Annotated in this window: 23 protein-coding genes, 1 tRNA gene and 1 pseudogene; 7 read left to right on the top strand and 18 right to left on the bottom strand. The window is 58.6% G+C overall.

Annotated features, from left to right (window positions below; genetic code table 11):
* Positions 1 to 155 precede the first annotated feature (155 nt).
* The 7 genes and pseudogenes from ACZ25R_RS21090 to ACZ25R_RS21060 all read right to left on the bottom strand — a co-directional run bounded on the left by ACZ25R_RS21090 (position 156) and on the right by ACZ25R_RS21060 (position 5,557).
* The gene (locus tag ACZ25R_RS21090; protein WP_472462104.1) at positions 156 to 524 is read right to left on the bottom strand and encodes a hypothetical protein; all 369 of its coding nucleotides are present in this window, start codon (positions 522 to 524) and stop codon (positions 156 to 158) included.
* A 115-nt stretch (positions 525 to 639) separates the two neighbouring features.
* Entirely contained in the window at positions 640 to 1,200 is a 561-nt protein-coding gene (locus ACZ25R_RS21085) for a hypothetical protein (RefSeq protein ID WP_472462103.1), read from the bottom strand.
* A gap of 189 nt (positions 1,201 to 1,389) precedes the next feature.
* On the bottom strand, positions 1,390 to 1,725 hold the full coding sequence (locus ACZ25R_RS21080) for a hypothetical protein (RefSeq protein WP_472462102.1): 336 nt from the start codon (positions 1,723 to 1,725) through the stop codon (positions 1,390 to 1,392).
* 135 nt (positions 1,726 to 1,860) lie between these two features.
* Positions 1,861 to 2,487, bottom strand: a complete 627-nt coding sequence (locus ACZ25R_RS21075; protein ID WP_472462101.1) for a hypothetical protein — start codon at positions 2,485 to 2,487, stop codon at positions 1,861 to 1,863.
* Between the two features lie 133 nt (positions 2,488 to 2,620).
* Positions 2,621 to 4,387 (bottom strand): recombinase family protein, encoded by a 1,767-nt coding sequence (locus tag ACZ25R_RS21070; protein ID WP_472462100.1) that lies wholly within the window; start codon positions 4,385 to 4,387, stop codon positions 2,621 to 2,623.
* Between the two features lie 38 nt (positions 4,388 to 4,425).
* Positions 4,426 to 4,524: pseudogene (locus ACZ25R_RS21065) on the bottom strand (ATP-binding protein); the annotation flags it as partial.
* 151 nt (positions 4,525 to 4,675) lie between these two features.
* Complete coding sequence (locus tag ACZ25R_RS21060) at positions 4,676 to 5,557, bottom strand: MBL fold metallo-hydrolase (RefSeq protein WP_472462534.1); 882 nt, start codon at positions 5,555 to 5,557, stop codon at positions 4,676 to 4,678.
* A gap of 146 nt (positions 5,558 to 5,703) precedes the next feature.
* Here ACZ25R_RS21060 and ACZ25R_RS21055 point away from each other — a divergent pair, with 146 nt between their 5' ends.
* The gene (locus tag ACZ25R_RS21055) at positions 5,704 to 6,603 is read left to right on the top strand and encodes a LysR family transcriptional regulator (RefSeq protein WP_472462099.1); all 900 of its coding nucleotides are present in this window, start codon (positions 5,704 to 5,706) and stop codon (positions 6,601 to 6,603) included.
* Here ACZ25R_RS21055 and gshB read toward each other — a convergent pair.
* The 4 genes from gshB to ACZ25R_RS21035 all read right to left on the bottom strand — a co-directional run bounded on the left by gshB (position 6,600) and on the right by ACZ25R_RS21035 (position 10,488).
* Positions 6,600 to 7,541, bottom strand: coding sequence for a glutathione synthase (gshB, locus tag ACZ25R_RS21050; protein WP_223614006.1), 942 nt, complete (start codon positions 7,539 to 7,541; stop codon positions 6,600 to 6,602). The genes ACZ25R_RS21055 and gshB overlap by 4 nt on opposite strands.
* 155 nt (positions 7,542 to 7,696) lie before the next feature.
* Positions 7,697 to 8,014, bottom strand: a complete 318-nt coding sequence (locus ACZ25R_RS21045; protein WP_199537995.1) for a septal ring lytic transglycosylase RlpA family protein — start codon at positions 8,012 to 8,014, stop codon at positions 7,697 to 7,699.
* A 473-nt stretch (positions 8,015 to 8,487) separates the two neighbouring features.
* Positions 8,488 to 9,678 carry a mannonate dehydratase gene (gene uxuA, locus ACZ25R_RS21040; RefSeq protein ID WP_472462098.1) on the bottom strand — a complete coding sequence of 397 codons (1,191 nt, stop codon included), beginning with the start codon at positions 9,676 to 9,678 and terminating at the stop codon, positions 8,488 to 8,490.
* 33 nt (positions 9,679 to 9,711) lie between these two features.
* The gene (locus ACZ25R_RS21035; protein ID WP_472462097.1) at positions 9,712 to 10,488 is read right to left on the bottom strand and encodes a GntR family transcriptional regulator; all 777 of its coding nucleotides are present in this window, start codon (positions 10,486 to 10,488) and stop codon (positions 9,712 to 9,714) included.
* Between the two features lie 302 nt (positions 10,489 to 10,790).
* On the opposite strand from ACZ25R_RS21035, the gene uxaC reads away from it, so the two are divergent.
* The 6 genes from uxaC (at position 10,791) to ACZ25R_RS21005 (ending at position 17,881) form a co-directional block, all read left to right on the top strand.
* Positions 10,791 to 12,191, top strand: coding sequence for a glucuronate isomerase (uxaC, locus tag ACZ25R_RS21030; RefSeq protein WP_472462096.1), 1,401 nt, complete (start codon positions 10,791 to 10,793; stop codon positions 12,189 to 12,191).
* A 23-nt stretch (positions 12,192 to 12,214) separates the two neighbouring features.
* Positions 12,215 to 13,723 (top strand): mannitol dehydrogenase family protein, encoded by a 1,509-nt coding sequence (locus tag ACZ25R_RS21025; RefSeq protein ID WP_472462095.1) that lies wholly within the window; start codon positions 12,215 to 12,217, stop codon positions 13,721 to 13,723.
* A 91-nt stretch (positions 13,724 to 13,814) separates the two neighbouring features.
* Entirely contained in the window at positions 13,815 to 14,993 is a 1,179-nt protein-coding gene (locus ACZ25R_RS21020; RefSeq protein ID WP_223614147.1) for an ABC transporter substrate-binding protein, read from the top strand.
* Between the two features lie 61 nt (positions 14,994 to 15,054).
* Positions 15,055 to 16,122, top strand: a complete 1,068-nt coding sequence (locus tag ACZ25R_RS21015; protein WP_223614010.1) for an ABC transporter ATP-binding protein — start codon at positions 15,055 to 15,057, stop codon at positions 16,120 to 16,122.
* An 8-nt stretch (positions 16,123 to 16,130) separates the two neighbouring features.
* The gene (locus ACZ25R_RS21010) at positions 16,131 to 17,033 is read left to right on the top strand and encodes an ABC transporter permease (RefSeq protein WP_346307870.1); all 903 of its coding nucleotides are present in this window, start codon (positions 16,131 to 16,133) and stop codon (positions 17,031 to 17,033) included.
* Between the two features lie 2 nt (positions 17,034 to 17,035).
* Positions 17,036 to 17,881 carry an ABC transporter permease gene (locus ACZ25R_RS21005; RefSeq protein WP_464662047.1) on the top strand — a complete coding sequence of 282 codons (846 nt, stop codon included), beginning with the start codon at positions 17,036 to 17,038 and terminating at the stop codon, positions 17,879 to 17,881.
* Between the two features lie 46 nt (positions 17,882 to 17,927).
* Here the strand turns inward: ACZ25R_RS21005 and ACZ25R_RS21000 are convergent, their stop codons facing one another.
* From ACZ25R_RS21000 to ACZ25R_RS20970, 7 genes are all read right to left on the bottom strand, one after another.
* Positions 17,928 to 19,454, bottom strand: a complete 1,527-nt coding sequence (locus ACZ25R_RS21000) for a UxaA family hydrolase (protein ID WP_464662049.1) — start codon at positions 19,452 to 19,454, stop codon at positions 17,928 to 17,930.
* Positions 19,455 to 19,537: 83 nt separating this feature from the next.
* Positions 19,538 to 19,717 carry a hypothetical protein gene (locus tag ACZ25R_RS20995; protein ID WP_288191847.1) on the bottom strand — a complete coding sequence of 60 codons (180 nt, stop codon included), beginning with the start codon at positions 19,715 to 19,717 and terminating at the stop codon, positions 19,538 to 19,540.
* A gap of 109 nt (positions 19,718 to 19,826) precedes the next feature.
* A complete protein-coding gene (locus ACZ25R_RS20990; RefSeq protein ID WP_472462094.1) occupies positions 19,827 to 20,921 on the bottom strand; it encodes an agmatine deiminase family protein in 1,095 nt (364 codons plus the stop codon).
* A 194-nt stretch (positions 20,922 to 21,115) separates the two neighbouring features.
* Positions 21,116 to 21,200, bottom strand: a tRNA-Leu gene (locus ACZ25R_RS20985).
* A 192-nt stretch (positions 21,201 to 21,392) separates the two neighbouring features.
* Positions 21,393 to 22,013, bottom strand: coding sequence for a 2,3-bisphosphoglycerate-dependent phosphoglycerate mutase (locus ACZ25R_RS20980; protein ID WP_223614016.1), 621 nt, complete (start codon positions 22,011 to 22,013; stop codon positions 21,393 to 21,395).
* 27 nt (positions 22,014 to 22,040) lie between these two features.
* Positions 22,041 to 22,865, bottom strand: coding sequence for a 4-hydroxy-tetrahydrodipicolinate reductase (dapB, locus tag ACZ25R_RS20975; protein ID WP_472462093.1), 825 nt, complete (start codon positions 22,863 to 22,865; stop codon positions 22,041 to 22,043).
* Positions 22,862 to 24,694 (bottom strand): ABC transporter ATP-binding protein, encoded by a 1,833-nt coding sequence (locus ACZ25R_RS20970; RefSeq protein WP_464662054.1) that lies wholly within the window; start codon positions 24,692 to 24,694, stop codon positions 22,862 to 22,864. Before ACZ25R_RS20970 ends, dapB begins: the two co-directional genes overlap by 4 nt.
* Positions 24,695 to 24,715: the final 21 nt, after the last annotated feature.

Below are 24,715 nucleotides of genomic sequence, written 5' to 3'. Positions count from 1 at the left end.
CGAAAAGATAAACATTCGATCAAATGTGCTTGCGTGTCATTATAGTGACGCAATATCGCAATGTGCACCGCTAAAATGCAATATGGTAGATTGGCATTTACTGCTCATCCGTTACATTCGGTGGCAAGAAAGTTTCCAGAGATCGAGATGCCGATCTACCTCTTTCCAAACCGTCTCTTGATCTGCTCCGAAATGGTCGCCAGTTGATCGTCAAACGATCCAGAAACTGCGGCGGCTTTTGCCTTTTCCAATGCAACAATCACATCTGTCAGCGCTTCGCAGATAATTGCATTTTTGCCCTTGGCAAGTTCCAGAGCAGTGCGACCGTATTTGATCGACAGGATCAGTTTCCCATCTTCGTCTTCAAACCACCAGCGGCCACGAGGTGACTTTCCCTGTGACGTCTGATCGACAAACTTGATCTGCTTTTCGACCTGAGTGATCAGGCGCTTGCGACGCTGAGCCGAAGCATCGAGTTTCGGCTTTTGTTTCGATACGGTCAGTTTCAATCCTTCTAATGCCATTAGCTTTCTCCTTGTTGAGTGCGAACGGCATCCGGCTGAAACTGAAATGGGTCAACGAGCGTTGATTATTATACCAATTGCGATGTTTGAAAACATAATCTCCAAAAGCTCGATGTTAGGCTGATCGCTTCTTTTTCATCCGCAACTCAACCTCACGCTCCATAGCTTTAGCCCAAGATTCAAGGTTTGCAGCTTCGCGATCCGGCACCATCCCCATAATGCCCTTGGCTGCGGCTTCCGCTTGACGACAGAAGAGCTTAGTACAGTTAAGCGGCTGTCCCCTGTGGTCATTAAAATCAAAACCCAATTTCATTAGTATTGCGACAGCCTCGTCGTCGGTTACCTCGGACGTCTCAAAGCGATCTTCATGCGTATTATAAAGCTCATCAATCGCTTCACGCTCCTCAGACCAGCCGGGTAAATCATCGTATCCCGGAAGGTTTTTAAACAACGTATCGTCTTGAGTGGTACCAAAAGTCTTCTCAGAAAGTTGATTGATAAAGGCCTCTGCCCCAGCATCTAGCAGGCCGCGCACTGGCGGGTTTATCCGAAGCTTATCCTCCATCCGTTGAAAGTCAGGAAGGTCAATCATACGAATGAGCGGCTGCCCAATTTTAACTTGTACGGGCTTATTTCCGGTAGTCAGTTTTAACCATTCTTCATGCCGTTTCTTCATGGGAGCAAAGTCCTTGAATCACCATCACTAATTCGATTATAGCGTGAGCAAAGCATGAACAAAGCAAAAACATTCAGAATTCGCGTTGTGCACAGCACTTCGCAGTGCAGCTTTGAGAACGGAGACAACAAATGTCCTCTCACGCGGCTGTTGTTCGTTCTGTCACGGATGTTTTAAAGGAGGGAGATTTTATCGCACTGTTGGTCCACTCACGTGCATCATCGCGGATACAAATGACGCTCCAGAGAGTATTGAGAAGAAAATCGGCATTGCAATTCCGATTCCGATAATCGCTGCATAAAATCGTCCCCGAACCTTAGGTCTTTCCAATGCCGTTAGATGAGCCAGGCAAGATAACGGGATGCATGCAAGGGCAAGGATTAAGGCGTAAATATAGTCGTCTTTCCGGGTGGATTTTTCCATATAAGAGACGGCATTATTTGCGAGCACGATAAACCATCCACTGTAAATCAAAGTCCCTAGGTATGAGATTCGGGATACATAGGTATCAAACTGCTTGTTCATCACTTTCTCCAACAGGGGGGTAAAATGAGCACATTCTGTATTGGAATAATGAAGCGGTTCTTACGGCCATGACATTGTCGGGTGACAGAGGTCACAAGAAGAGGAGCTAAGGCCCATCCCATTTAAAACGCCATTTTAATGCCGACTAAATTGATAGGCTTTCTCCCGTGGAAAGATCATTATGTCCTCTTCCACCTGAAGTTTGTCATTGTTGAAATCCAGAAACTTTGACGTGTAAGTAGCCAGCTTTGATGGTCTCTGTTTATTGCTATCAAACCCCCATAGAGGCTGGATATTGATCTCTCTGAAATCGAATTTTGAAAGCTCGATCTCATTGATAGCTGTTTTGAATTTCTCTGTCAGATCACTTGGCACCATCCAAATCGTATGAAGGTGAACGTTTTCAACCTCACCCATTGAATGCCAGTAACGAGTTCCATTGACGTCAGCACAAGCTATCATCTTTGGAAGCCTGTCTTGGTTTTTAACGTCTAGAAACCTTCTTCCAATCAGACGATTGCAGATCACATTATAAAGGTGATTGGTGTTCCAGAACTCAATCGAACCGACGTTTTGATCGCTTTCCGTCAGAGTTCGCTGACGCGAAGCAACTGCGTTGCGGTCGAAATTTAATGTGATGAAAAATCCATTTTGAAGGGCATATTCTTCATTCGATTGATCTGGGTTTTTATGTTTTTCAATGTAGCTTTTTAGCACTTCATCGAACCAAAAACCGTATGCATTATTGAACCTGTAAGACAATTTCTATCCTCTAAATGTTTCTTGAAAATTCCATAGAATGATAAATCCATCTGATTTTCAGACGGACGGAATGACAAACATCGATAGAAATTATGAGGGTATTTACACAGCACAACCGCCTATCGATTATGCCTTATTTATTCAAACTAAACGGTGTTTCAGGCGCCCAGTCTAATTTTTCCGAGGTCCATTCGTCGGGTTGCATGGTAACTTGAGTAATGAATTTCGTCGGATCATTACTTTCAATAATAACCTTTCTAGCAATCCCATCTGCCAGCGTAACGGTAAAACTACGATTGGTACGCCCAAATTCCTGCTGAGCCTCATCGATATAGGTCAGTATTCTTTTTCGTTCAGTCTCTTCCGTTTGAGCTTGCCGTAGAAATTCGTCAATCTTAGCCAGTTTTGGTTTATCCCCCTCGGGTGCCACAGTTAGTGCTGTAACCATCGAACGGAGTTTTTGAGCAACAGCCATTCTCTTTTCAGCAATCTGATGTGTTCCAGATAATTGCAGTTCAAGGATTTGTTGTTTTACCTCATTTTCATCTAATTCTTTGATGTCTCGGAACTGGGCAATTTGGGTTTCTATTTCCCATTTCGTATTCATCTGAATCTGAATTTGAGATTCGCATTCTTCAAGCTTTGATCGAAGAAAGTCGCTGGTCATTGAGCCTACCAGTTCGTAGGTTTGTTCGCGTTTCTGTTCCAATTCGCGAATTCTCTCGTTCGTAGCGTCGAGTTTGGCCTCAAGAATGGACCGATCTGATTTTTGCTCAACGTTTCGGAGGGTGGCGGCTAAATCGATCTCTTTCACAAAGTACAAGAAGGATGTCTCAAAATCTGCGTACTTCCAGCCGGTGGTAACACATCCGAATTTGCGTACGGCATTCGTACACTTTAGATAGTATCCACCTTTAGGCCCAGATCCCTTGTTGACGAACCGCATTGGGCTTCCGCAGTATTCGCATTTTGCAATGTGGGTAAAGAGGTTCCTATTTTCGGGACCCTTTCTTCCGGCTCCCGTCACCTGTCTAGAACGCCTTCCGGCCTGCACTCTCAAGAACTGATCTTCAGACACAAGCACTGGGAAATAATTAGAAATTGGTTCTCCGGAGGCGACCGGTTCACCGTTGACATAGCGATGTGGCTGGAACTCACCAATGACGGCCCTGTTGGCTAGTATTTTGCTTACGTAGGATTGGTGCCAGCCGTTTGATTTACCGAGCGTAGGAATACCCTCTCTATTCAATTTGCTAGCAATCGAAAATGATCCGTGTCCGGCATCCGCTTCTGAAAAAATACGTTTTATGGTTTGATCATGGTTCAAGACTACCTTGTAACTCTTACGGTCCTCCGAGAGTTCGAGCCATGCTGGACAAATCTTTGTAAGCTTTTGGGTATCAAGGTTCGCTCGTTTGTTATTCCACGCAGCAGAAACGCGCATGCTTTTTGTTTTTGATTCTTCATGGGCTCTGCTCAGAGTAATAATCGAGAATAACAGTTCTTCGAATTTTGCCTCCCCAGCTGGATACAGACGCTGGTCGATTAGGGTAACAATATTGATTCCGGCCCTGATGATGCTGAGAAAGAGCGGTACCGATTCCAAGAGGTCTTGACGACTCAATCGATCCAGAGACTCTACGAGTAAAAAGGAGCCTTTTGGGATCTTGTTCGTTTTTACATGTTCAAGGAATACGCCAAGGCAACCAGTTTCTACATTCGCGCCAGTGAATGCGGAAACCCCGATATCCTCAAGCTTGAAGTCATCAATCAATTTCAGATTATTGAGTTCAGCGTACCTCTGCGAGGCGTCTTTCTGGCGGCGAAGGCTGTCGCCTTTAAGCTGTATATTGGTGGACATGCGGACATAGGAATAAGCATAGGGGCGTTCTGTTTGCATTCCCCTATCTTACACGCTTTGAATTTAATATACCACGGAATGTGGATTCCCATTTTGCCGGGGGCGATCATCACCTGCACATCGACAGGCTGGGCCTCAATGCCCTGAAATGCGACGGTGCGCGCGCGGGTGACCATCAATCGTTCCCTAAAATACCGCATCTAAAAAAATGAACAGTGCCAATAACGGCACCTCATCATAATTTGTGCGGCATGACAAGAACGTTAGGAGAACGGCCGGATCGCGCCGGGGACGGAATTCGGCGCGATGCGGTTCAGCGGGAGGCCATCAGCCCCATTTCATCTCGCCCTTGGCGACCTTGGCGCCCAGTTCAAGTGATGAGATATCGAGCAGGTCGGGGTAATGCGCCTTCATGGCGGAGATCAGTTCGCCGCTGGTCTTGGCTTTCCCGGCTTCCGTGTTGAACGTCTCGAGATAGTTCCGGGTGAATTTTACCGCCGCGAGTCCCTGCGGGGCGCCGGCAACCTGATGCGACGGCACGACGATCCGGGGATTGCGCGCCGCCATTTCGCCAAGCGCGGCAATCCACTTGTTCCGGTCTTCCACGGTCGGTTCGTCTGCAACCCAGACATGGACGCCGGAGGAAACCAGCACACCGCCGAAAACCGCTTCAAGCCCGGGCACCCAGAGATAGCGGCGATCCTTCATATCCTTGATGGTGACAATCTCGACCCTGTTTCCTTCCAGGTCGAGCGAAGACAGGTCTGAGGCTTCCGGAATGACGACATCCGCCAGCACCTTCGGTCCATTGTCCTTGAGCTGCGGCCCCCAGACGTCGAGCTTGCCCTGTACGTTGCCCTTGATGGCGTCCACGGTGGCGTGCGCCGCAAGGACTTTTGCCTTGGGGAAGGCATCGACGATGGGGCGCAGGCCAAAATAGTAATCGGGGTCGCTGCAGCTGATGTAGATCGTTGTAAGGGTCTTGCCGGTCGCCTTGATCGCACCGGCAACCGCGCGTCCATCGGAGAGTGTAAACCCGCCATCGAGCAGGATCGCTTCCTTCGCGCCGGTCAGCAGCACGGGGGTGCGGCGGAAACCGTTCTCATCCGCCTGGAAATAGGTCCATGCCAGCGTGGGAGCGGACCTGGCCGCAATGGCGCTCAGTGGCTGCAGAGCCGCCACGGCACCGGCTGCCAGAAGGGATTTCATCGTATCGCGTCGTGTCAGAAGGGTTCGCACGTCTCGGTCCTCGCTCGGTTTCTCACTGTGGGGCGTATAGTGACATGGACGGGTTTCTTGAAAAATCCCGATCAAAATGACAGACTGTATGATTATTTCGTATAATAAGGCGCGTCATGGCCGCGGTCAGTTTCAACAGGTTCATCTATTTCGTCACCGTGGTGGATATGGGATCGTTCACCGCCGCCGCCGACCGGCTGGGTGTCGCCAAGGCCGTCGTCAGCCATCAGGTGTCGAAACTGGAGGAGGAGCTGGGCACGGCGCTCTTGATCCGCACGACACGGCGGCTGCGGACGACGGAGGCGGGGCGGCGTTTCTACGAACGTTGCATCGTCGTCCTGCGCGAGGCCGAAAACGCGATCGAGGAGGTGTCGTCCGAGACCGGAACACCTGTCGGGACCCTGATGCTGACTGCGCCGCTGGATTATGGCGCAAAGGTTGTGGCGCCGGCTCTGGCGCTTTATCTGCAGCGCCATCCGCAGATGCAGGCCGATCTCACCTTCACCGATGTCAAATTCGATCTGGTCGACAATGAGCTTGATCTCTCCATCCGTGTCGGCTGGTTGGAGGATTCCAGCGCGCAGGCCCGGCGGATCGGCACGTTCGAGCAGCATCTCGTCTGTTCGCCCGCCTATGCCGGGCAGATCGGTCGCGTTGTGCATCCCGGCGCGCTCGAAGCGGCGAAATGGATCGCCAACGGGGCGCTGAAGGAACCGTTGCGCTGGCTGTTTGCAAAAGGCGATGAAAAGGTGGTTGTGACGGGCAAGTCCGTTGTCAGCGCCAATGGCACCGAGGCAAGCTATGTCTGCGTCCTCGCCGGTATCGGGCTCGCCGTCATGCCGGACTACCAGGTGGTGCAGGATATTGCGGCCGGCCGGCTCGTGCGCCTGCTGCCCGGCTGGTCATTGCCGGCGGGTGGCATTCATGCGGTCTATCCGCCGGCCAAATACAGGCCGGCGCGCGTGCGCGCCTTTGTCGATATCCTTGAGGCGATGGAACGGGAACGGCGCAGTTAGCGCCGCTTGGCCTCGACAGCGTCCCAGAACAGCGCGGCGATATCGGCGCCGCCGAAGCGCTTGACTTCGCGTATGCCCGTCGGTGAGGTCACGTTGATTTCGGTCATGTAGTCGCCGATGACATCGATGCCGACGAGAATGAAGCCGCGCTCCCGCAGGGAAGGGCCGATGTGCGCGCAGATCTCGCGCTCGCGTTCCGTCAGTTCGGTCTTCTCGGCCCGCCCGCCCACATGCATGTTGGAGCGCGCGTCGCTTTCCGACGGCACACGGTTGATCGCACCGACCGGCTCGCCATCGATCAGGATGATGCGCTTGTCACCGGCCCGCACATCCTTGAGATAGCGCTGCGCAATGATTGGCTCGCGGAACATCTGGCCGAACATTTCCAGCAGCGATGTCAGGTTGCGGTCGCCATCGGCAAGATGGAACACGCCGGCGCCGCCATTGCCGTAGAGCGGCTTGAGGATGATGTCGCCGAACTCCTTGCGGAAGGCCACGATCTCCTGCGGATCCTTGGTGATCAGCGTATCGGGCATGAGGTCGGGGAATTCGGTGACGAAGATTTTTTCCGGGCTGTTGCGCACCCAGGCCGGATCATTGACGACAAGCGTTTTCGGATGGATGCGCTCGAGCAGATGCGTCGTCGTGATATAGTTCATGTCAAAGGGCGGGTCCTGCCGGAGCAGCACCACATCCATCTCGGACAGGTCGCGGGAAACCGGTTCACCGAGGGTGAAGTGGTCGCCTTCCACATCGCGGACCTGCAGTTCTTCCACCCGCGCGCGAACGATGCCGTCGCGCATGCTGAGCCGGTCCGGCGTGTAGTGATAGAGCGCGTGGCCGCGGGCTTGCGCCTCGAGGCACAGGGCAAAGCTCGTATCGCCTGCGATGCGGATCGAATTGATATGGTCCATCTGGACCGCGACTTTCAATGCCATGGAACGTCCCCCGACAGGATTAGGAGTGCTGACATGGCGATGTCACGTTCGATGGTCAAGGTCAATCCTGCACCGCGATCAAGATATTGTAGAGGGCAGAATAGCGCGAAGAGGCCGCATCCCTGCCTTCCGGCGGGGATGCGCGGGAAGGTCTATCAGAGCTTGGCCATGCAGATATTGGTATGGCCCGCGCCAACGAAACCCAGACGGTTCGCAGCGCCCTTGGAAAGATCGAGCACACGGCCCTTGATGAACGGGCCGCGGTCGTTGATGCGCACGACGATCGACTTGCCGTTGCGCTGGTTGGTAACCTTCACCTTGGAACCGAAAGGCAGGGTGCGGTGCGCGGCCGTGAGAGCGGAGGGGTTCATGCGCTCGCCGGAAGCCGTCTTGGAATGAAGCGCGTACCAGGAGGCACCGCCACAGGCAGAACCGGCGTTCGCCGAAACGATACCAAACATCAGAAGAAGCATGGTTGCAGTAAGTACCTTACGGATACTTGCAATGGAGACCATATTGAAATTCGCACTTTAAAACGGCCCGCGGCAGGTACTGCCAGACTGAAGACGCACGCATAAGAATGATCATGGGCAAGTAGATCATCACGTGAGTGAGTGATCCATTCTATTTTGGGTAAATGTGTCCTCGAGGTGGCCCGAAAGGGAAATATCAGTGAGCAAATCCCGCAATATCAGCCAAGTCATTCAAAAAATTTGTCTTATTATGACTCAAAACGTGATCAAGGATGCTTGCATCCATGGAACTATTGCCGCGGTTCCCTTTGAAATATGGCGGTAATGTGATCAATACTGAACGAAAGCCTAAACGAAGACTCTGAAATCCCCGGTTTCGGGCCAAATGTGTTAAGCGGAATTAACGATTGAAAATGAAAAACCCCGGCACGTGCGTGCCGGGGTTTGCCTCGATATCGGCGCCTGATCGGAATTCAGGCGAAGGTCCCGGCATCCAGCGCGTGGATGATACCGCGCAGTTCGGCCAGGCCGCGCAGGCGGCCGATGGCGGGATAACCCGGCGTGACCTCTTTCGTCAGGTCGTCCAGCATGCGGTGACCGTGATCGGAGCGGAAGATGATGCTGCCGGACCGGTCGCGTTTGCGGTCTTCGGCCAGCAATTCCTTCAGCACGGCGACCATGTCCACATCGCCTTCCAGATGCGCTGCCTCATGGAAGCTGCGGCCGTCGCCTTCCCGGGTGGTGGCGCGCAGGTGGGAGAAGTGGATGCGCGAGGCAAAGCGGCGGGCGATTGCAGGCAGATCATTGTCGGCCCGAACGCCAAGGCTTCCCGTGCAGAAGCACATGCCGTTGGCTGGGGATGGAACGGCGTCGAACAGGGCGGCATAATCGGCCTCCGTCGAGGCAATGCGCGGCAGGCCGAAAAGCGGACGGGGCGGATCATCCGGATGCAGTGTCAGCTTGACGCCGAGATCGTCAGCCACGGGCGTGACGGCTTCGAGGAATTCGATCAAATGCTGGCGCAGTCTGCCGGCGTCGATGCCGGAATAGGCTTCGAGCTTGTCGCGGAAGGCGGGGATGGTCAGCGGCTCGGTTGTCGAGCCGGGCAGCGCGCTGGCGATATTGCGGGTGAGGTCGGCGATTTCCTGTCCGCTCATCCCGGCGTAGAGCGCCGCCGCGATAGCGCGGTCCTCCGGCGAATAGGCCGCTTCCGCATTCGTGCGCTGCAGGATGTGCAGGTCGAACACGGCAAAGGTGTTGTGGTCGAAGCGCATCGCGGTCGAACCGGTCGGCGTGACATAATCGAGGTCGGTGCGGCACCAGTCGACAACGGGCATGAAATTGTAGCAGATGACACGGATGTCATTGGCTGCGAGCGCTTCCATGCTGGCAATCCAGGCGGCGATTTCGTGCTTCGCCGCACCACCGAGGCGTTTGACCGCGTCGGGAATCGGAATGCTCTCGACCACCGACCAGGTCAGGGGAATACGCCCGGCGGGGGTGGTTTCGATGAGCGACTTGCGTTCATGTACCTGTTTTTCGGTCCAGGCCTGACCGATCGGTACCTCGTGCAGCGCCGATACGATATCGGTCGCCCCGGCCTGGCGCACATTGTCCAGCGTGACACCGGCTTTTGGCCCAAACCATCTCCATGCCTGACGCATTCAGTCCTCCGTCATTTCGTGTAATCGCCGGGTTCAGACGAATGAGCCCGGGTGGCTTTTTCTCAGTTCATCAATATCGGGAATGACGGCATTCAAATGCTGCTTCATTGCCGCGCAGGCGGCCGGTACGTCATGAATTTCGATGGCATTGCGGATGATCCTGTGCTCGGCAAGCACGTTCTCCATGCGGCCGAGGGCTGGCAGCGTCATGCGGCGGGCACGGTCGATCTGCACTTTCACCGGCTTCAGATAGTGCCAGATGCCGGGATGGCCGGCGATACCGGCAATCGCCTCGTGAAAGGCCTCGTCGGCTTCGTGGAAGGCACTCATGTTCTGCCGGTCGGCAAAAAACTGCTGGCGCGCCAGAATCTCGTCCAGCCATTCCACATCCTTGGCGCTGGCAACCGCCGCAGCGCGCTCGACGGTCGCGCCTTCCAGCGCCTGCCGGATAACCACGGCCTCCGGGATCAGCGCAACCGGGATGCGGGCAACAAAGGTGCCTGACTGCGGAAAGACATCGACCAGCCCGTCTTCCACCAGCCGGATCAGCGCTTCGCGAACCGGGGTGCGGCTGACGCCAAAGCGTTCCGTCAAGACTTTTTCGTTGAGGGCGGTGCCGGGGGTCATCTGCATGGAAACGATGGCAGCATGCAGTTCGCGGTAAATCGCCGTGGCTGTCGTCATGCGTCCGGCTGGGGCGCCGCGCGTGCCGGATTTGGCGAAACGCGTCGCATTGTCTCGTGCTGAGGCGATGGGTTCGGACGGTGTCGCCACGGCCAAACTTTTTTCTCCCCGGTTCTGTGCTGCCATTCCAGCGCTCCATTTCCTGTGTCGCGGATGAATCCACCGTCATGAATGGTAGAATTCCGCGCGAAATCATAGTGCCAAAGCCGCGAATGAAACGATTTCAGGGCACATCGATCCAGTTGACATACTAATATATTATTATTTACTCTTCGCCAAGATCGCAAAAGCCGAATGTTCACAAGACACCCAAGGCGGCTCGCGCGATGCGAAAAGCGCCTCGACAGGGGCAATTTCACGGCTTCGGCTCCGGTACACACGGCGTATGGTGTATCGGCCGGTGCGGAAGATGACAGCAAGGACCGACGATGCCTCTCAACCCAGATCGACTTTTCCCCATCGAAGCCGATGCCCGTTCCATCGCGCGGCGGCTTTTTTCGGACGTCGAGCGCCTGCCCATCATCTCGCCGCACGGTCATACGGACCCGCTGTGGTACGCCCATGACGAGGCTTTCCCCGATCCGGCCAGTCTCTTCGTCAAGCCCGACCATTATATTTTCCGCATGCTGTATTCTCAAGGTGTCAAGCTCGAGGATCTGGGTGTGCCGCGTCACGATGGCGGGCCTGTCGAAACCGACGGCCGCACGATCTGGCGGCTGTTTGCCAAACACTGGTACCTGTTTCGCGGCACGCCGTCGCGCCTGTGGTTCGAGCATGCCATGGAAACGGTTTTCGGCATCACGGAGCGATTGAACGAAGGCAATGCCGACCTGCTCTATGACCGTATTGCCGACAAGCTCGGCGATCCCGCGATGCGCCCGCGCGCACTCTACAAGCAGTTCGGCATCGAGGTGATCTCGACGACCGATGCGGCGACGGATGACCTCGCGGCCCACGACATCATCCGAAAGTCGGGCTGGGACGGGCGTGTCATTCCCGCCTACCGGCCCGATGCGGTGATCGATGCGTCGCGGGCGGATTTCCGCACGAATGTGGAAAGGCTCATTGCCCTTGCCGGCACGTCGCTGAACTACAAGGGGTATCTCGAGGCGCACCGCAACCGGCGTGCCTATTTCAAGGCCCGGGGCGCCACCTCAAGCGATCACGGCCATCCCAGCGCGCGCACCGCCGATCTGCCCGTCACTGACGCCGCGGCGCTGTTCGAGCGGGTCCTGCGGCCCGATGTTTCCAATGCGGATGCCGATCTGTTCCGCGCCCAGATGCTGACCGAAATGGCGCGCATGAGCATTGATGACGGGCTGGTCATGCAGCTGCATCCGGGCTCCTTCCGCAATCACAATGCCAGGGTTTTCGCCGGTTTCGGTCCCGACAAGGGGGCGGATATTCCGCGTTCGACCGGCTATGTCGAGGAGCTTAAACCGCTGCTCGACGCGTTCGGCAACAATCCGCAACTGACCCTCATTCTCTTCACGCTGGATGAGACCAGCTACAGCCGTGAACTGGCGCCGCTTGCCGGGCATTATCCCGCCCTGCGGCTCGGACCGGCATGGTGGTTCCATGACAGCCCGGAAGGCATGCGCCGTTTCCGCGAACTGACCACCGAGACGGCCGGGTTCTACAACACCGTCGGGTTCAACGATGACACGCGGGCCTATCTGTCCATTCCCGCCCGGCACGACATGGCTCGCCGGGTGGATTGCGCTTATCTCGCGCGGCTTGTCGCCGATCACCGGCTGGACGAGGATGAGGCGCACACGATTGCCCACGACCTGAGCTACCGGCTGGCCAAACAAGCCTACCGTCTTTGAAACAGAACAGACGAGATCGCCCAATGGCTCACGCCGACCAGACCTATCTTTCCCCCGCCAGCCTGCCGCAGCTTGCTGGCGGCGTTGCAACCCCGGCCTATGATCGCAGCGCGGTTGAAACCGGCATTGTGCATCTGGGCATCGGTGCCTTTCACCGCGCCCATCAGGCCGTTTATACGGACAGCGTGCTTGCATCGGGGGATACCCGGTGGGGCATTCTGGGTGCATCGCTGCGCAGCGCCGATACGCGCGACGCACTGCAGCCCCAGGGCGGGCTCTATACGGTGGCCGTGCGCGATGGCGGCGGCAGCAGCTATCGTGTGATCGGCAGCATCGGGGATGTGCTGGTCGCGCCGGAAAATCCGCAGGCCCTGCTGGACGCCATGAGCAGTCCGGCGGTGCGGATCGTCTCGCTGACGATCACGGAAAAGGGCTATTGCTATTCCCCCGCCTCCGTCTCGCTCGATGAAAATCATCCGGATATCGTCTATGACTTGGCCAATCCTGCAACGCCTCGCTCGGCCATCGGCTTTATCGTCGAGGCCCTGGCCCGGCGCCGCGCCAGCGGCACCGCACCCTTCACGCTTCTGTCCTGCGACAACCTTCCGGCCAATGGGCAGACGCTGAAGCGGGTGGTCACGCGCTTCGCCGCATTGCGGGATGTGGAGCTCGGTGCCTTCATCGGGGATAGCGTGGCCTTTCCCTCGACGATGGTCGACCGGATCGTGCCCGCCACGACCGATGCGGACCGCGACGCTGTCGCCCGGGATACCGGGCTTGCCGACCGCTGGCCGATCATGACGGAACCGTTCAGCCAATGGGTGGTGGAAGATCATTTTCCATCCGGGCGCCCGGCCTGGGAAAAGGCGGGTGTCACCTTCGTCGCCGATGTCGACGCGTTCGAACTGATGAAACTGCGCCTGCTCAATGGCAGCCATTCGACGCTGGCCTATCTCGGCTATCTCGCCGGCCATGAAACCGTGTCCGACGCCATGGCGGGAGAAGGTTTTGCCGCGCTGATCGAACAAATGATGGATGAGGAGATCACCCCGACGCTGCCGGGGCTGCCCGGCTTCGACCTTGACGCCTACAAGAAGCAGCTGCGGGAGCGCTTCCGCAATCCGGCGCTGCGGCACCGGACGTGGCAGATCGCCATGGACGGGTCGCAAAAGCTGCCGCAGCGGCTGCTCAACACCATTCGCGTGCGGCTGCGGGAGAATGCCCCCTTTGACCGGCTGGCGCTGGGTGTTGCCGGCTGGATGCGCTATGCGACCGGAACCGATGAACGGGGCAATCCGATCGATGTGCGCGACCCGCTGGCGGGTGAATTCAAGGCCCGCATCGCCGGCAAGACATCGGCACCGGCTCTTTTGCAGGCCTATCTCGGCATGGAGCAGATTTTCGGCAGCGATCTGCCCGAAAGCACGGCGTTTTGCCAAGCCGTCGGCAAGGCTTTGACGGAATTGATGGATGAGGGCGCAGCCCGGACGGTGGCCGGGTTTTGCGGCGGGGCGAAAGCGCTTGCTATCTGAAACTGATAGATTAATATATCAAGTGACAAAATGAGTGGCTGGAGGATGGCCACCGATCGCTAAACCGGGAACAATTGGGAGGAAGACAATGATCCGCATCACGCGCAGGCAAGCCATTGGCGGTTTGGCCGTTCTGGCAACGCTACCGGCAACACGTCTCTTTGCACAGGGGAAACTGGCTTTGCCGACGTCCCCGGTGACGCTCAATGTTGCCGACGTCGCGGGCAATCTCGCCCTGACGCAGAAGGCCATCGAGAACTATGCGGCTGCCAAGCCCAACCTTGTTTCCAAGATCACCTTCACCAAGGCGCCTGCGCCGGAACTTCCGGGGAAGCTGAAGGCGCAGCAGGCGGCCAACCGGCTTGATATCGATCTGGTGCTGACCGGAACCGACGCCCTGTCCGCCGGACTGGAGCAGGATCTGTGGGTCAAGCTGCTGCCGGATCATTCCGCGTCGCTGCCCGATCTGAAGGCCATCTATCAGGAGCCGGCGCACCGCATGCTGGCGCTGGGCAAGGATCACGGCGTCGTCGTGACCTATTATCCCTCCGGGCCGCTGCTTGAATACATGCCGGACCGGGTGAAGAAGGTCCCGACGACCGTCGAGGAGCTTCTGGCCTGGGCCAAGGAAAATCCGAACAAGTTCCTCTATGCCCGTCCGGCCAATTCCGGTCCGGGACGGACTTTCCTGATGGGGCTGCCCTATCTGCTCGGTGACAGCAATCCGCACGATCCGGTCAAGGGCTGGGACAAGACCTGGGCCTATCTGAAGGAGCTGCACAAATATATCGAGTATTACCCGACCGGCACCGGCGCGCTGATGAAGGAGCTCGGCGAAGGCACGCGTGACATGACGGTCTCCACCACCGGCTGGGATATCAATCCGCGCGTGCTCGGCGTGGTGCCGAAGGAAGCTGCCGTCGCACCGCTGAAGGGTTTCCATTGGGTTGCCGATGCGCATTACATGTGCGTGCCGAAGGGCATTGCCGAGGAAAAGCTCGCCGTGCTGCTCGACCTCATGAGCTTCCTGCTCACGCCGGAACAGCAGGCCTATACCTACGATCAGGGTTATTTCTACCCGGGTCCCGCAGTCAAGGATGTGCCGCTTTCCATGGCGCCGAAGGAAAGCCAGGATGCCTTGGCCGAATTCGGCCGCAAGGAATATGCCGACTGGATTGCCAACAACCCGATCGAGGTTCCGCTCGATCCCGCCGCCATGGTTGTCGCCTTCCGCCGCTGGGACGAAGAAGTCGCCGGCAAGAAGTCCTGATCGATCCATACAATAGCGCCATCCGGGGGAACCCGGATGGCGCGCAATTATGAGGTATCCAATGCTGCTGGCGTCATCGCCATTCCAGGAAATCCGTCTTGACCGCATGAGCCGCGCCTTCGGTTCGCACAATGCGTTGAAGGACGTGTCGCTTTCCATCCGCAAGGGCGAGTTCATCGCTTTGCTCGGCCCTTCCGGCTGCGGCAAATCCACCGCGCTCAATTGCATCGCCGGCCTGCTCGCCACGACGGGCGGCGGCATATTCATCGATGACAAGCGCATCGACACGCTGAAGCCCGAGGATCGCGGTTTCGGCATGGTGTTTCAGAACTATGCGCTGTTTCCGCACATGACGGTGCGCCAGAACATCGGCTTCGGCCTGAAGATGCGCAATGTCGCCAAGGCTGAAGCCGACAAACGGGTCGAGGAAGCGCTCAATCTGGTGCGCCTGCAGGGTCAGGGACATAAACTGCCGGGCCAGCTCTCCGGCGGCCAGCAGCAGCGTGTGGCCATCGCCCGCGCCATCGTCATCGAGCCGCCGCTGGTGCTGATGGATGAGCCCCTATCCAATTTGGATGCCAAATTGCGGCTGGAGATGCGTGCCGAAATCCGCCGCATCCACAACCAGCTCGGGGCAACGACGATCTACGTCACCCACGATCAGGACGAGGCTCTGTCGCTGGCCGACCGTATCGTTGTCCTGCGCGATGGCGAAATCCGGCAGGTGGGGGCGCCGAGCGATCTCTATGAACGGCCGGATCATCTCGATGTTGCCGAGTTCATGGGCTACCGCAACCGGCTGACCGGGAAGGTTGTCTCTGTCGACGGCGCGCGCGTCAGCGTTTCCGTGGGCAAAGCCACGCTCAGCGGCACCGCGCGTGACAGTCTGAAAATCGGCGACGCGGCCGTCGTCGCTGCCCGCGCCGACGATGTGGAAGCAGGCCAGCGCTCGGAACACACGGTGGAAGCCGTGGTCGAGACCATCGAATACCGCGGCCGCGAATTCGTCGGCACGGCCCGCACCGCCGAAGGGCTGGAACTGGTGTTCCACGCGCCGCAGACGGCGGCGCTCGGCAGTTCCATCTGGCTCGCAATCGATCCGGCGCGTGCGCTGGCCTTCGCCGCGTGAGGCCCGGCATGGCTGTCTCCGCTCCCCCCGTCTATAACCGGTTGTCGCTGCGCCAGCGCCTCGCCCTGCGCGGCATTGACGGCGTGACGATCCTCGTTCTCCCGGCCGTGCTGTTTCTGCTGGCCGTGTTTGTCTATCCGTTCATTTACGGGCTGGTCCTGTCCTTCACGCCGAAGGAAGGCGGGATGTTTGCCAACTACCAGAAATTCTTCTCCGATCCCTTCCTCTACGACACCATCCTGACCACACTCTGGCTCGCCGTTCCCGTGACGGTCATCAGCATCGCCCTGGCGCTGCCCATCGCCTTCCGCGTGCGCCTGATGACCCGCCAGCGGCTGCTGACGACCATTCTGGTTCTCCCCGTGACGCTTGGCACGGTGCTCGTTGCCGAAGGGCTTTTGAACTATCTCGGGCCGCAGGGCTGGTTCAGCCGGACATTGATGCTGTTCGGGATGATCGACCGGCCCTTGAAGCTCACAAACAATTATTGGGGCGTGTTTTCCTCGCTGATCATCACCGGCTTTCCCTTCACCTTTCTCCTGACCCTGTCCTACGTCACCGGCATCGATCCGGCGCTGGAACAGGCGGCGGCGACGCATGGCGCAAAGAGCTGGCAGCGCTTCCGTTTTGTCCTGCTGCCGCTGCTGATACCGGGTTTGGCCATCGCGTTCTGCCTGTCCTTCGTGCAGGCCTTTGCGGTGTTCCCGTCGGCGGTGCTGCTCGGCGCTCCGGCGGGCCCGACCCGCGTCATCTCCATCGCCGCCTATCAGGCGGCCTTCGAGCAGTATGATTATTCCATGGCCTCGGCCATCGCCATGATCATGGCAACCGTACAGCTCACCATCGTCGTGGCGATCCTTGCCATTCGCAATCTCTTCTATCGCGGCTCGACCGCCGGCGGAAAGGGCTGACCATGATCCGCGATACAACCATTGGCGCAAAGCTTTGGATCACCGCCGTCTGGGTGGTGGTCGGCTTCTTCATCGTCAACCTCTTGGCGATGATCGCAACCGTGATCATCTCCTCCTTCGGAACCCGCTGGCTCGGCACGTGGCTGCCGGCCGGCTGGACGACGAAATGGTATTTTACCGCCTGGGCCGAATTCCAGCTCAGCGACGTCCTGATCGTCACGTTCCAGATCGTCTTCACGGTGGTCGCCCTGTCCGGCCTGCTCGGGGTCACGGCGGCCTATGCGCTGGCGCGGCGCGAGTTTCCGGGCAAGAAGCTCATCATGCTGCTGTTCCTGCTGCCGCTGCTGGTGCCGCCGATCACCTTCGGCATTCCGCTGGCCACGGTTCTCTATCAGGCGGGGGTCGGCGGTACGTTCTGGGGCGTGGTTCTGGCCAATCTGGTGCCGACGGTTCCCTTCGTCATCCTGGTGATGATTCCGTTCATCGAGCAGATCGATCCCAAGGTGGAGGCGGCGGCCCGTGTCTTCGGCGCCGGCACGTTCCGTCTGTTCCTGCACGTGCTCATGCCGATGCTGCTGCCGGGTATTCTCGCCTCGCTGCTGCTGGTTCTCGTGCGCACGGTGGCGATGTTCGAGCTGACCTTCCTCACGGCGGGCCCGACAAGCCAGACGCTGGTGGTCGCGCTGTACTATTCGGTCTTCGCATCCGGTGTGCGCGCCGTGCAGTCGATCGATGCCATGGCGGTGGTCTATATGGTGACGACGCTGGTCTGGCTGCTCATCGCGCTGCGCTTCGTCAATCCGACGCAGATCGTCGCCCGGGCCAAGCAGCAGCAATCGGCAGCGTGATCATGGTCTGAAAATGAAAACGGGAGCCATCGGCTCCCGTTTCGGATTACATCGTCGCGCCGATCTGCCACGGCACGAATTCCGCATCGCCATAGCCAAGCAGTTCGGACTTGCTGCGCTCGCCCGAGGCCACACGCAGCACCTGCTCGAAGATTTCCCGGCCCTTGTCCTCGATCGACACGCCATCGAGCACATCGCCGCAATTGATGTCCATGTCCTCGATCATCTGGGTATACATCGGGGTGTTGGTGGCAAGCTTGATCGACGGCGTCGGCTTGCAGCCATAGGCCGAACCGCGCCCGGTGGTGAAGCAGAGGATGTTGGCGCCGCCTGCCACCTGTCCCGTGGCGGAGACGGGATCGTAGCCGGGTGTGTCCATGAACACGAGGCCGCGCGCCGTCACCGGTTCGGCGTAGCCATAGACCGCCTCCAGCGGCGTGGTGCCCGACTTGGCGACCGCACCCAGCGATTTTTCCAGAATGGTGGTCAATCCGCCCGCCTTGTTGCCGGGGGAGGGATTGTTGTTCATCTCCATCCTGTTGCGGGCGGTGTAATCCTCCCACCAGGCAATGATGGATTGCAGCCGCGTCACCGCTTCCGGGTTGGAGGCGCGTTCGATCAAAAGATGCTCGGCCCCGTAAATCTCCGGCGTTTCCGACAGGATGGCGGTGCCACCCTGCTTGACCAGAAGGTCGACCGCCGCGCCCAGCGCCGGATTGGCGGTGATGCCGGAATAGCCGTCCGACCCGCCGCACTGCAGCGCCAGCATCAGTTCCGATGCCGGGATGGTCTCGCGCTTCACATTGGCCGCGGTCGGCAGCATGTCGCGCACGGCGGCAATGCCGGCTTCCATGGTCTTGCGCGTGCCGCCCACTTCCTGAATGGTCAGGCTGCGGAACGTATCGCTTTCAACGATGTTGTAGGCTTCCTTCCAGCGGCCGATCTGGAATCCCTCGCAGCCAAGGCCGACCATCAGCACGGCGGCGATGTTCGGGTTGGTGGCATAGCCCCACTGGGTGCGCTTGAGCACCTCATAGCCTTCGCCCTTGACGTCGAGTGCACAGCCGCCGCCATGCACCAGCGGAATGATGCCGTCGATCATCGGGTAGTCATCGAGGATTCCAGAGCGCTGCACCGCTTCGGCAATGAAGCGGGCGACCGATGCCGAGCAATTGACCGAGGTCAGAACGCCGATGTAGTTGCGGGTGCCCGCGCGGCCATTGGCCCGGCGGAAACCCTGGAATGTCGCCTGCTGCTCAACCGGCAGAATGCCGCCCGCATGGGTTTCGTGGCTGCTGTCCGGCTGGCGGGCAAAGCTGCTGAAATCGAGATTGTGTTCGTGCACCCATTCGCCCGGGGCAATGGGTTTCGACGCCGAGCCGATGATCTGGCCGAATTTGCGCACAGGTTCCCCCAGCGCAATGGGCTTTGATGCAAGTTTATGGCCGCGCGGCACGCGGTCTTTGACGGTCACGTCCTCCACGTGCTGTCCGGCCTGAAAGGCATCCACCGCCACCACCACATTGTCGGAGGTGTGCAGGCGCAGATGGCGTGGGGATGTAAGCGTGTCCATGAAAGTCTCCTGAGTGGACTGATATATTAATTCGCCGGACGAGAGGTTGCAATGTGTCAAGGTGACCACAAAGCACGCGATTTTCAGAAACCGACGCCGCCGATACCCGTCACGCCGCGCAGATAGAGGGCAAGCATGATCAAGGCGAGCGTGACGCCGATGCCGGTCCAGTCGATGTGCTTCGTGCGGATGCTGTTGACGATGCTGTAGATCAGGAACAGGACGAGAATGAGCAGTGCGAGAATGATGACAAGCCGGATCATGCGTTGATACTCCGCTGAAACCTTTGCGGCCAGTGTACCGCATGCCGGCGATCTTGCGAAAACAGATTTGCAGGGAATACAGCGTGCGCCTGCGGGCGCCGGAATGTCGTCACGCAGGCTGCTGTTGCGTCGTGCAGTGGATGCCGCCACCGCCGGCGGCGATCGCATCGATGTTGAGCTGCACGATCTCGCGTCCCGGCAGGACATCCCGCAACGCGTCACGGCAGAAACCGTCAGCCTTCGCATCGCCGAATTCGGGAGCGATGACAGCGCCGTTGCACAGGTAGAAGTTGATATAGCCCGCTGCGAATTCCTTGTTCTCGAACTGCGGCCGCACGCTGCCGGGGCCGGGAATGACGACCACCTGCAATTTCTGCCCGGAGCTGTCGGTCGCTTCCTTGAGCAGGTCAAGGTGCCGCTTGGTCACCGCGTGATCATAGGACGTCGGATCAGTGTCGAGGCCGGCAACGACGACACCCGGGCTGACGAAACGGGCATAAAAATCCGTATGGCCATCGGTGATGTCCTTGCCCTTGATGCCCGGCAGCCAGATGATCTTCTTCAGCCCGAGAAGGCGTCCCAGCTCCTCCTCGCACTGTTCCCTGCTCACGCCGGGATTGCGGTTCTTGTTCAAAACGCAGCTCTCGGTGATGATTGCCGTGCCCTTGCCATCGACTTCGATGCCGCCGCCCTCCAGCACCAGTTTGGTGCGCAGTGTCTCCACCTTCGTCTTGCCGGTGACAAATTCCGCAACTTCCGCGTCGCCGCCGTGTTCCTGCTTGTTGCCCCAGCCGTTGAAGTTGAAGTCAACCCCGGCCAGCTGGCCGGCGCTGTTCTTGACGAATACCGGTCCGGTGTCGCGCATCCACAGATCGTCGATTTCGTGCACGAACAATGTCACCGCATCGCCGCACAGGCGCTCGGCCGTCTCCCGGTCTTCCGCCCGCACAAGCATGTTCACCGGTTCGTGCGCGGAGATGGCCTTGGCGATCGTCGCAAGGTTGTTCTGCGCGCCGCGCTGGAGTTTCTTGCCCCATACGTCTTCACTGGGGCCAAACGCCATCCACGTTGCCCTATGCGGATCGCCCTCGTCGGGCATGTGCCAGCTGTTGTCGGCGGCAAATGCCATGGTTGCGCCTCTGCCGATCATTCCGGTGAATCCGATAGCGACGGCCGCTTTCAATAGGTTGCGACGGACTGCCATGTTTATCCCCTTCGGTTCCATTCACACTGTCAGACCGCGTCTATCGGGGCCATGTGTGGCCTTTTGGTGATGCGGATGAGGGCGATTGCTGAAGCAGCATGAACGTGGGTGAACGATAGACAAGAAAAAACCCCGGAAAACCGGGGCTTTTCTGATCATCCATGGACGTTGGTATACGTCGGACGAATGGGAAATGGTGCCCAGAAGAGGACTCGAACCTCCACGCCTTGCGGCACACGGACCTGAACCGTGCGCGTCTACCAATTCCGCCATCTGGGCAGCGGGGTCTCATGTAAGGGGCGGGCGGAACTCTGTCAATCCATTTGTCGGGTATTTATCGACCTATTCTCATTCCGTTGCGCTTGTTGCGGCAAAGACCGGCAAATAAGGGTGAAAAGACCAGCACAAACAACAAACCCGCACCGGTGTTCCGGCGCGGGTTTATGCGAATCACAGGGAAACAGCGGCCGATCAGGCGGTCAGGATTTCCTTGGATGCGACCGTCGAATCAGCGTTGAGCTTGTAGATGATCGGAACGCCCGTCGCCAGTTCCTGCGCAATGATCTCTTCGCTGGTCAGACCTTCCAGCGCCATGATGAGGGCGCGCAGCGAATTGCCGTGCGCGGCCACCAGAACCGTCTCGCCGCGCAGCACATGCGGCTGCACGTCGTGCAGGTAGTAGGGCCAGACTCGGGCGCCCGTATCGCGCAGGCTTTCGCCGCCGGGCGGCGGAACGTCGTAGGAGCGGCGCCAGATGTGCACCTGGTCCTCGCCCCATTTGGCGCGCGCATCGTCCTTGTTGAGGCCGGAAAGGTCGCCATAGTCGCGTTCGTTCAGCGCCTGGTCGCGGATCGTCTCGAGCGCCGGCTGGCCAACCTCGTCAAGGATGTGCTGCAGGGTCACCTGGGCGCGCGACAGGACGGATGTGTAGGCGATGTCGAAATGCAGGCCCTTCGCCTTCAGCCGCTGGCCTGCAGCCTTGGCTTCGCTGTGGCCAAGCTCGGTCAGGCCCGGATCGCGCCAGCCGGTAAACAGATTCTTCAAATTCCATTCGCTCTGGCCATGACGGACAAGGACGAGGGTTCCGGACATTGCAATACTCCTGTTGAACGGGAAAAGTCAGGTGTTGAGGCCAAGCACGTCGAGCATGGAATAGAGGCCCGGCTTGCGGCCCTTGCCCCAAAGCGCCGCCTTGACGGCGCCGCGGGCAAAAATCGTGCGGTCTTCCGCGTGGTGGGACAGGGTGATGCGCTCGCCCGGTCCGGCAAGGATGACCGAATGATCGCCAACGACGGAACCGCCGCGCAGCGAGGCAAAGCCGATCGTGCCGTCTTCGCGCGGTCCGGTATGCCCGTCCCGCACGCGCACGCTGTGATCGGCCAGCGAAACATTGCGGCCTGCGACGGCCGCTTCGCCCAAAAGCAATGCCGTACCGGACGGGGCATCGACCTTGTGCTTGTGGTGCATTTCCAGAATTTCGATGTCGAAATCATCCGCGCCCAGCGCCCTGGCGGCCTGCTTGACCAGCACGCCGAGGAGATTGACGCCGAGGCTCATATTGCCCGATTTGATCACGGCCGCATGCCGCGCCGCCGCACGGATCTTGGTATCGTCCTCCGGCGAACAGCCGGTTGTGCCGATCACGTGGACGATGCGCGCCTGGGCGGCGAGTTCGGCAAAGGCGACCGTTGCGGCCGGAGCGGTGAAATCAAGCACGCCTTCAACCCCGACAAAGACCGACAGGGCGTCGTCGGTGACGGGGATGCCGAGATGGCCGACCCCGGCGAGTTCGCCCGCATCGAGGCCGATATGCGGTGAACCTGGGCGCTCGATCGCGCCGGCAAGCACGGCCCCGTCGATGGCCTGGATCGCGCGGATCAGCGTCTGGCCCATGCGGCCGCCGGCGCCGACAACTGCAAGCTTCATTTCCGATGTCCCGCTCATTCGGCTGTTCCTGTCACTGGTGCTGGCTGCATGTCATTGTCGTCGATGATGGTCGACTCTTCCTTGCCCTGCAACTGATAGAAACGTGCATAGATGCCGTTCGGTACCCCGAGCAGGGTTTCGTGCACGCCTTCCTCGACGATGCGGCCCGCTTCCATGACGACGATATGGTCGGCATTGACGATGGTCGACAGGCGATGGGCGATGACGATGGTCGTGCGGCCCTGCATCACGTGTTCCAGCGCCTGCTGCACGCGCTTTTCCGATTCATTGTCGAGGGCCGAGGTGGCCTCGTCGAGCAGGAGAATGGACGCATTGCGGACAAGGGCGCGGGCAATGGACAGGCGCTGGCGCTGGCCGCCGGAAAGGGTCGCGCCGTTCTCGCCGACCTCGGTGCCGTAGCTCTGCGGCTGCAGGCGGATGAATTCGTCGGCATTGGCCAGCTTTGCCGCCTCGATCACCTCTTCGTCGGTGGCATCGGGACGCCCATAGCGGATGTTGTCGGCAATGGTGCCCTCGAACAGATAGGGCTGCTGCGAGACATAGGCGATCGACTGGCGCAGGGATTTCTTGCTGACATAGGCAATGTCCTGCCCATCGATGAGAATGCGGCCGCTGTCGATATCGTAGAAGCGCTGGATGAGGCCGATCAGTGTCGATTTGCCCGCCCCGGAAGCGCCGATGATGGCCGTGGTCTTGCCGGCTTCGGCGGTAAAGCTGATGCCATGCAGCACGGGCACGTCGTTGCCGTAGCTGAAGCGCACATTGTCGAACTGGACTTCGCCTGTCGGGACGGTAATGGGGACGGCGCCGATGCTGTCCGCCTGACGCGGCTCCACATCGAGAATCTCGAAGAACATGCGCGCGTTGACCAGGGATCGCTCCAGGCCTACCTGGACCCGCGCCAGGCGCCGAACGGGGTCGTAGGCCAATAGCACGGCGGTCATGAAACCGAACATGGCGCCGGGCGGCTCCATGTTGATGACGGCGCGGTAGCCGGTGTAGATGATCATCGATCCGATGGCGATGCCGGCAATCAGCTCGGTAATCGGCGTCGTGCGCTCGGAAACGCGCGCAATCTTGTTCGCCCGCTCTTCGGCACGGGTGATCAGGTGACTGATCTTGTTGCGCAACTGGTCTTCCATCGTGAATGCCTTCACGATGGCGATGCCCTGTGTCGCCTCCTGCATGGCGCCGAGGAGATGCGAATTCACCTGCACCGATTCACGATGGATGCTGCGCAGCCGCTTGGCCAGATAGCGCACGGTCAAAATCACCGGCGGTCCGATCAGCAGCGCAAACAGCGACAGGAGCGGATCGAGGATGACCATGGTGCTCACCAGGGCAATCAGCGTTGGAATGTCCTTGCCGACCGTCGTCACGGTGATGTCCATGAGCTCGCGAACCCCGGCGACGTTCTGGTTGATCCGCGCGGCAAGCTGGGCCGACCGCGTATCGTGATAGAAATCGAGGCCGAGCTTCATCAGGTGATCGAAAATGCGATGCTGGTAGCGCGCGATGATATTGTTGCCGATCTTCGCCATGACGACCGACTGGGTGTAGGTCGCCACACCGCGGATGACGAAGGCGGCCAGAATGCCGAAGCTGATCGGGAGGATCAGATCCTCGCGCCGCTCGTAGTAGATCTTGTTGATCACGTCCTTGAAGATATAGGCCACGAACGCCGTGGTGAGTGCAACGGCCAGCATCGCGGCAAGGGCGATGGCATAGGATGATCTGTGGTCCCGAAGATTTTCGCTCAAAACACGCCCGATGACACGGCGCGCTTCGTTCGGATCGATTTTCTTCTTCTTGGTCTGATCATTCATGACGGACGGCAACTCGTTCGT

The organism is Phyllobacterium sp. RCAM01083 (assembly GCF_055685835.1).
Note: the sequence above shows the minus strand (reverse complement) of the source record. Positions and strands in the feature narration are given on the sequence as shown.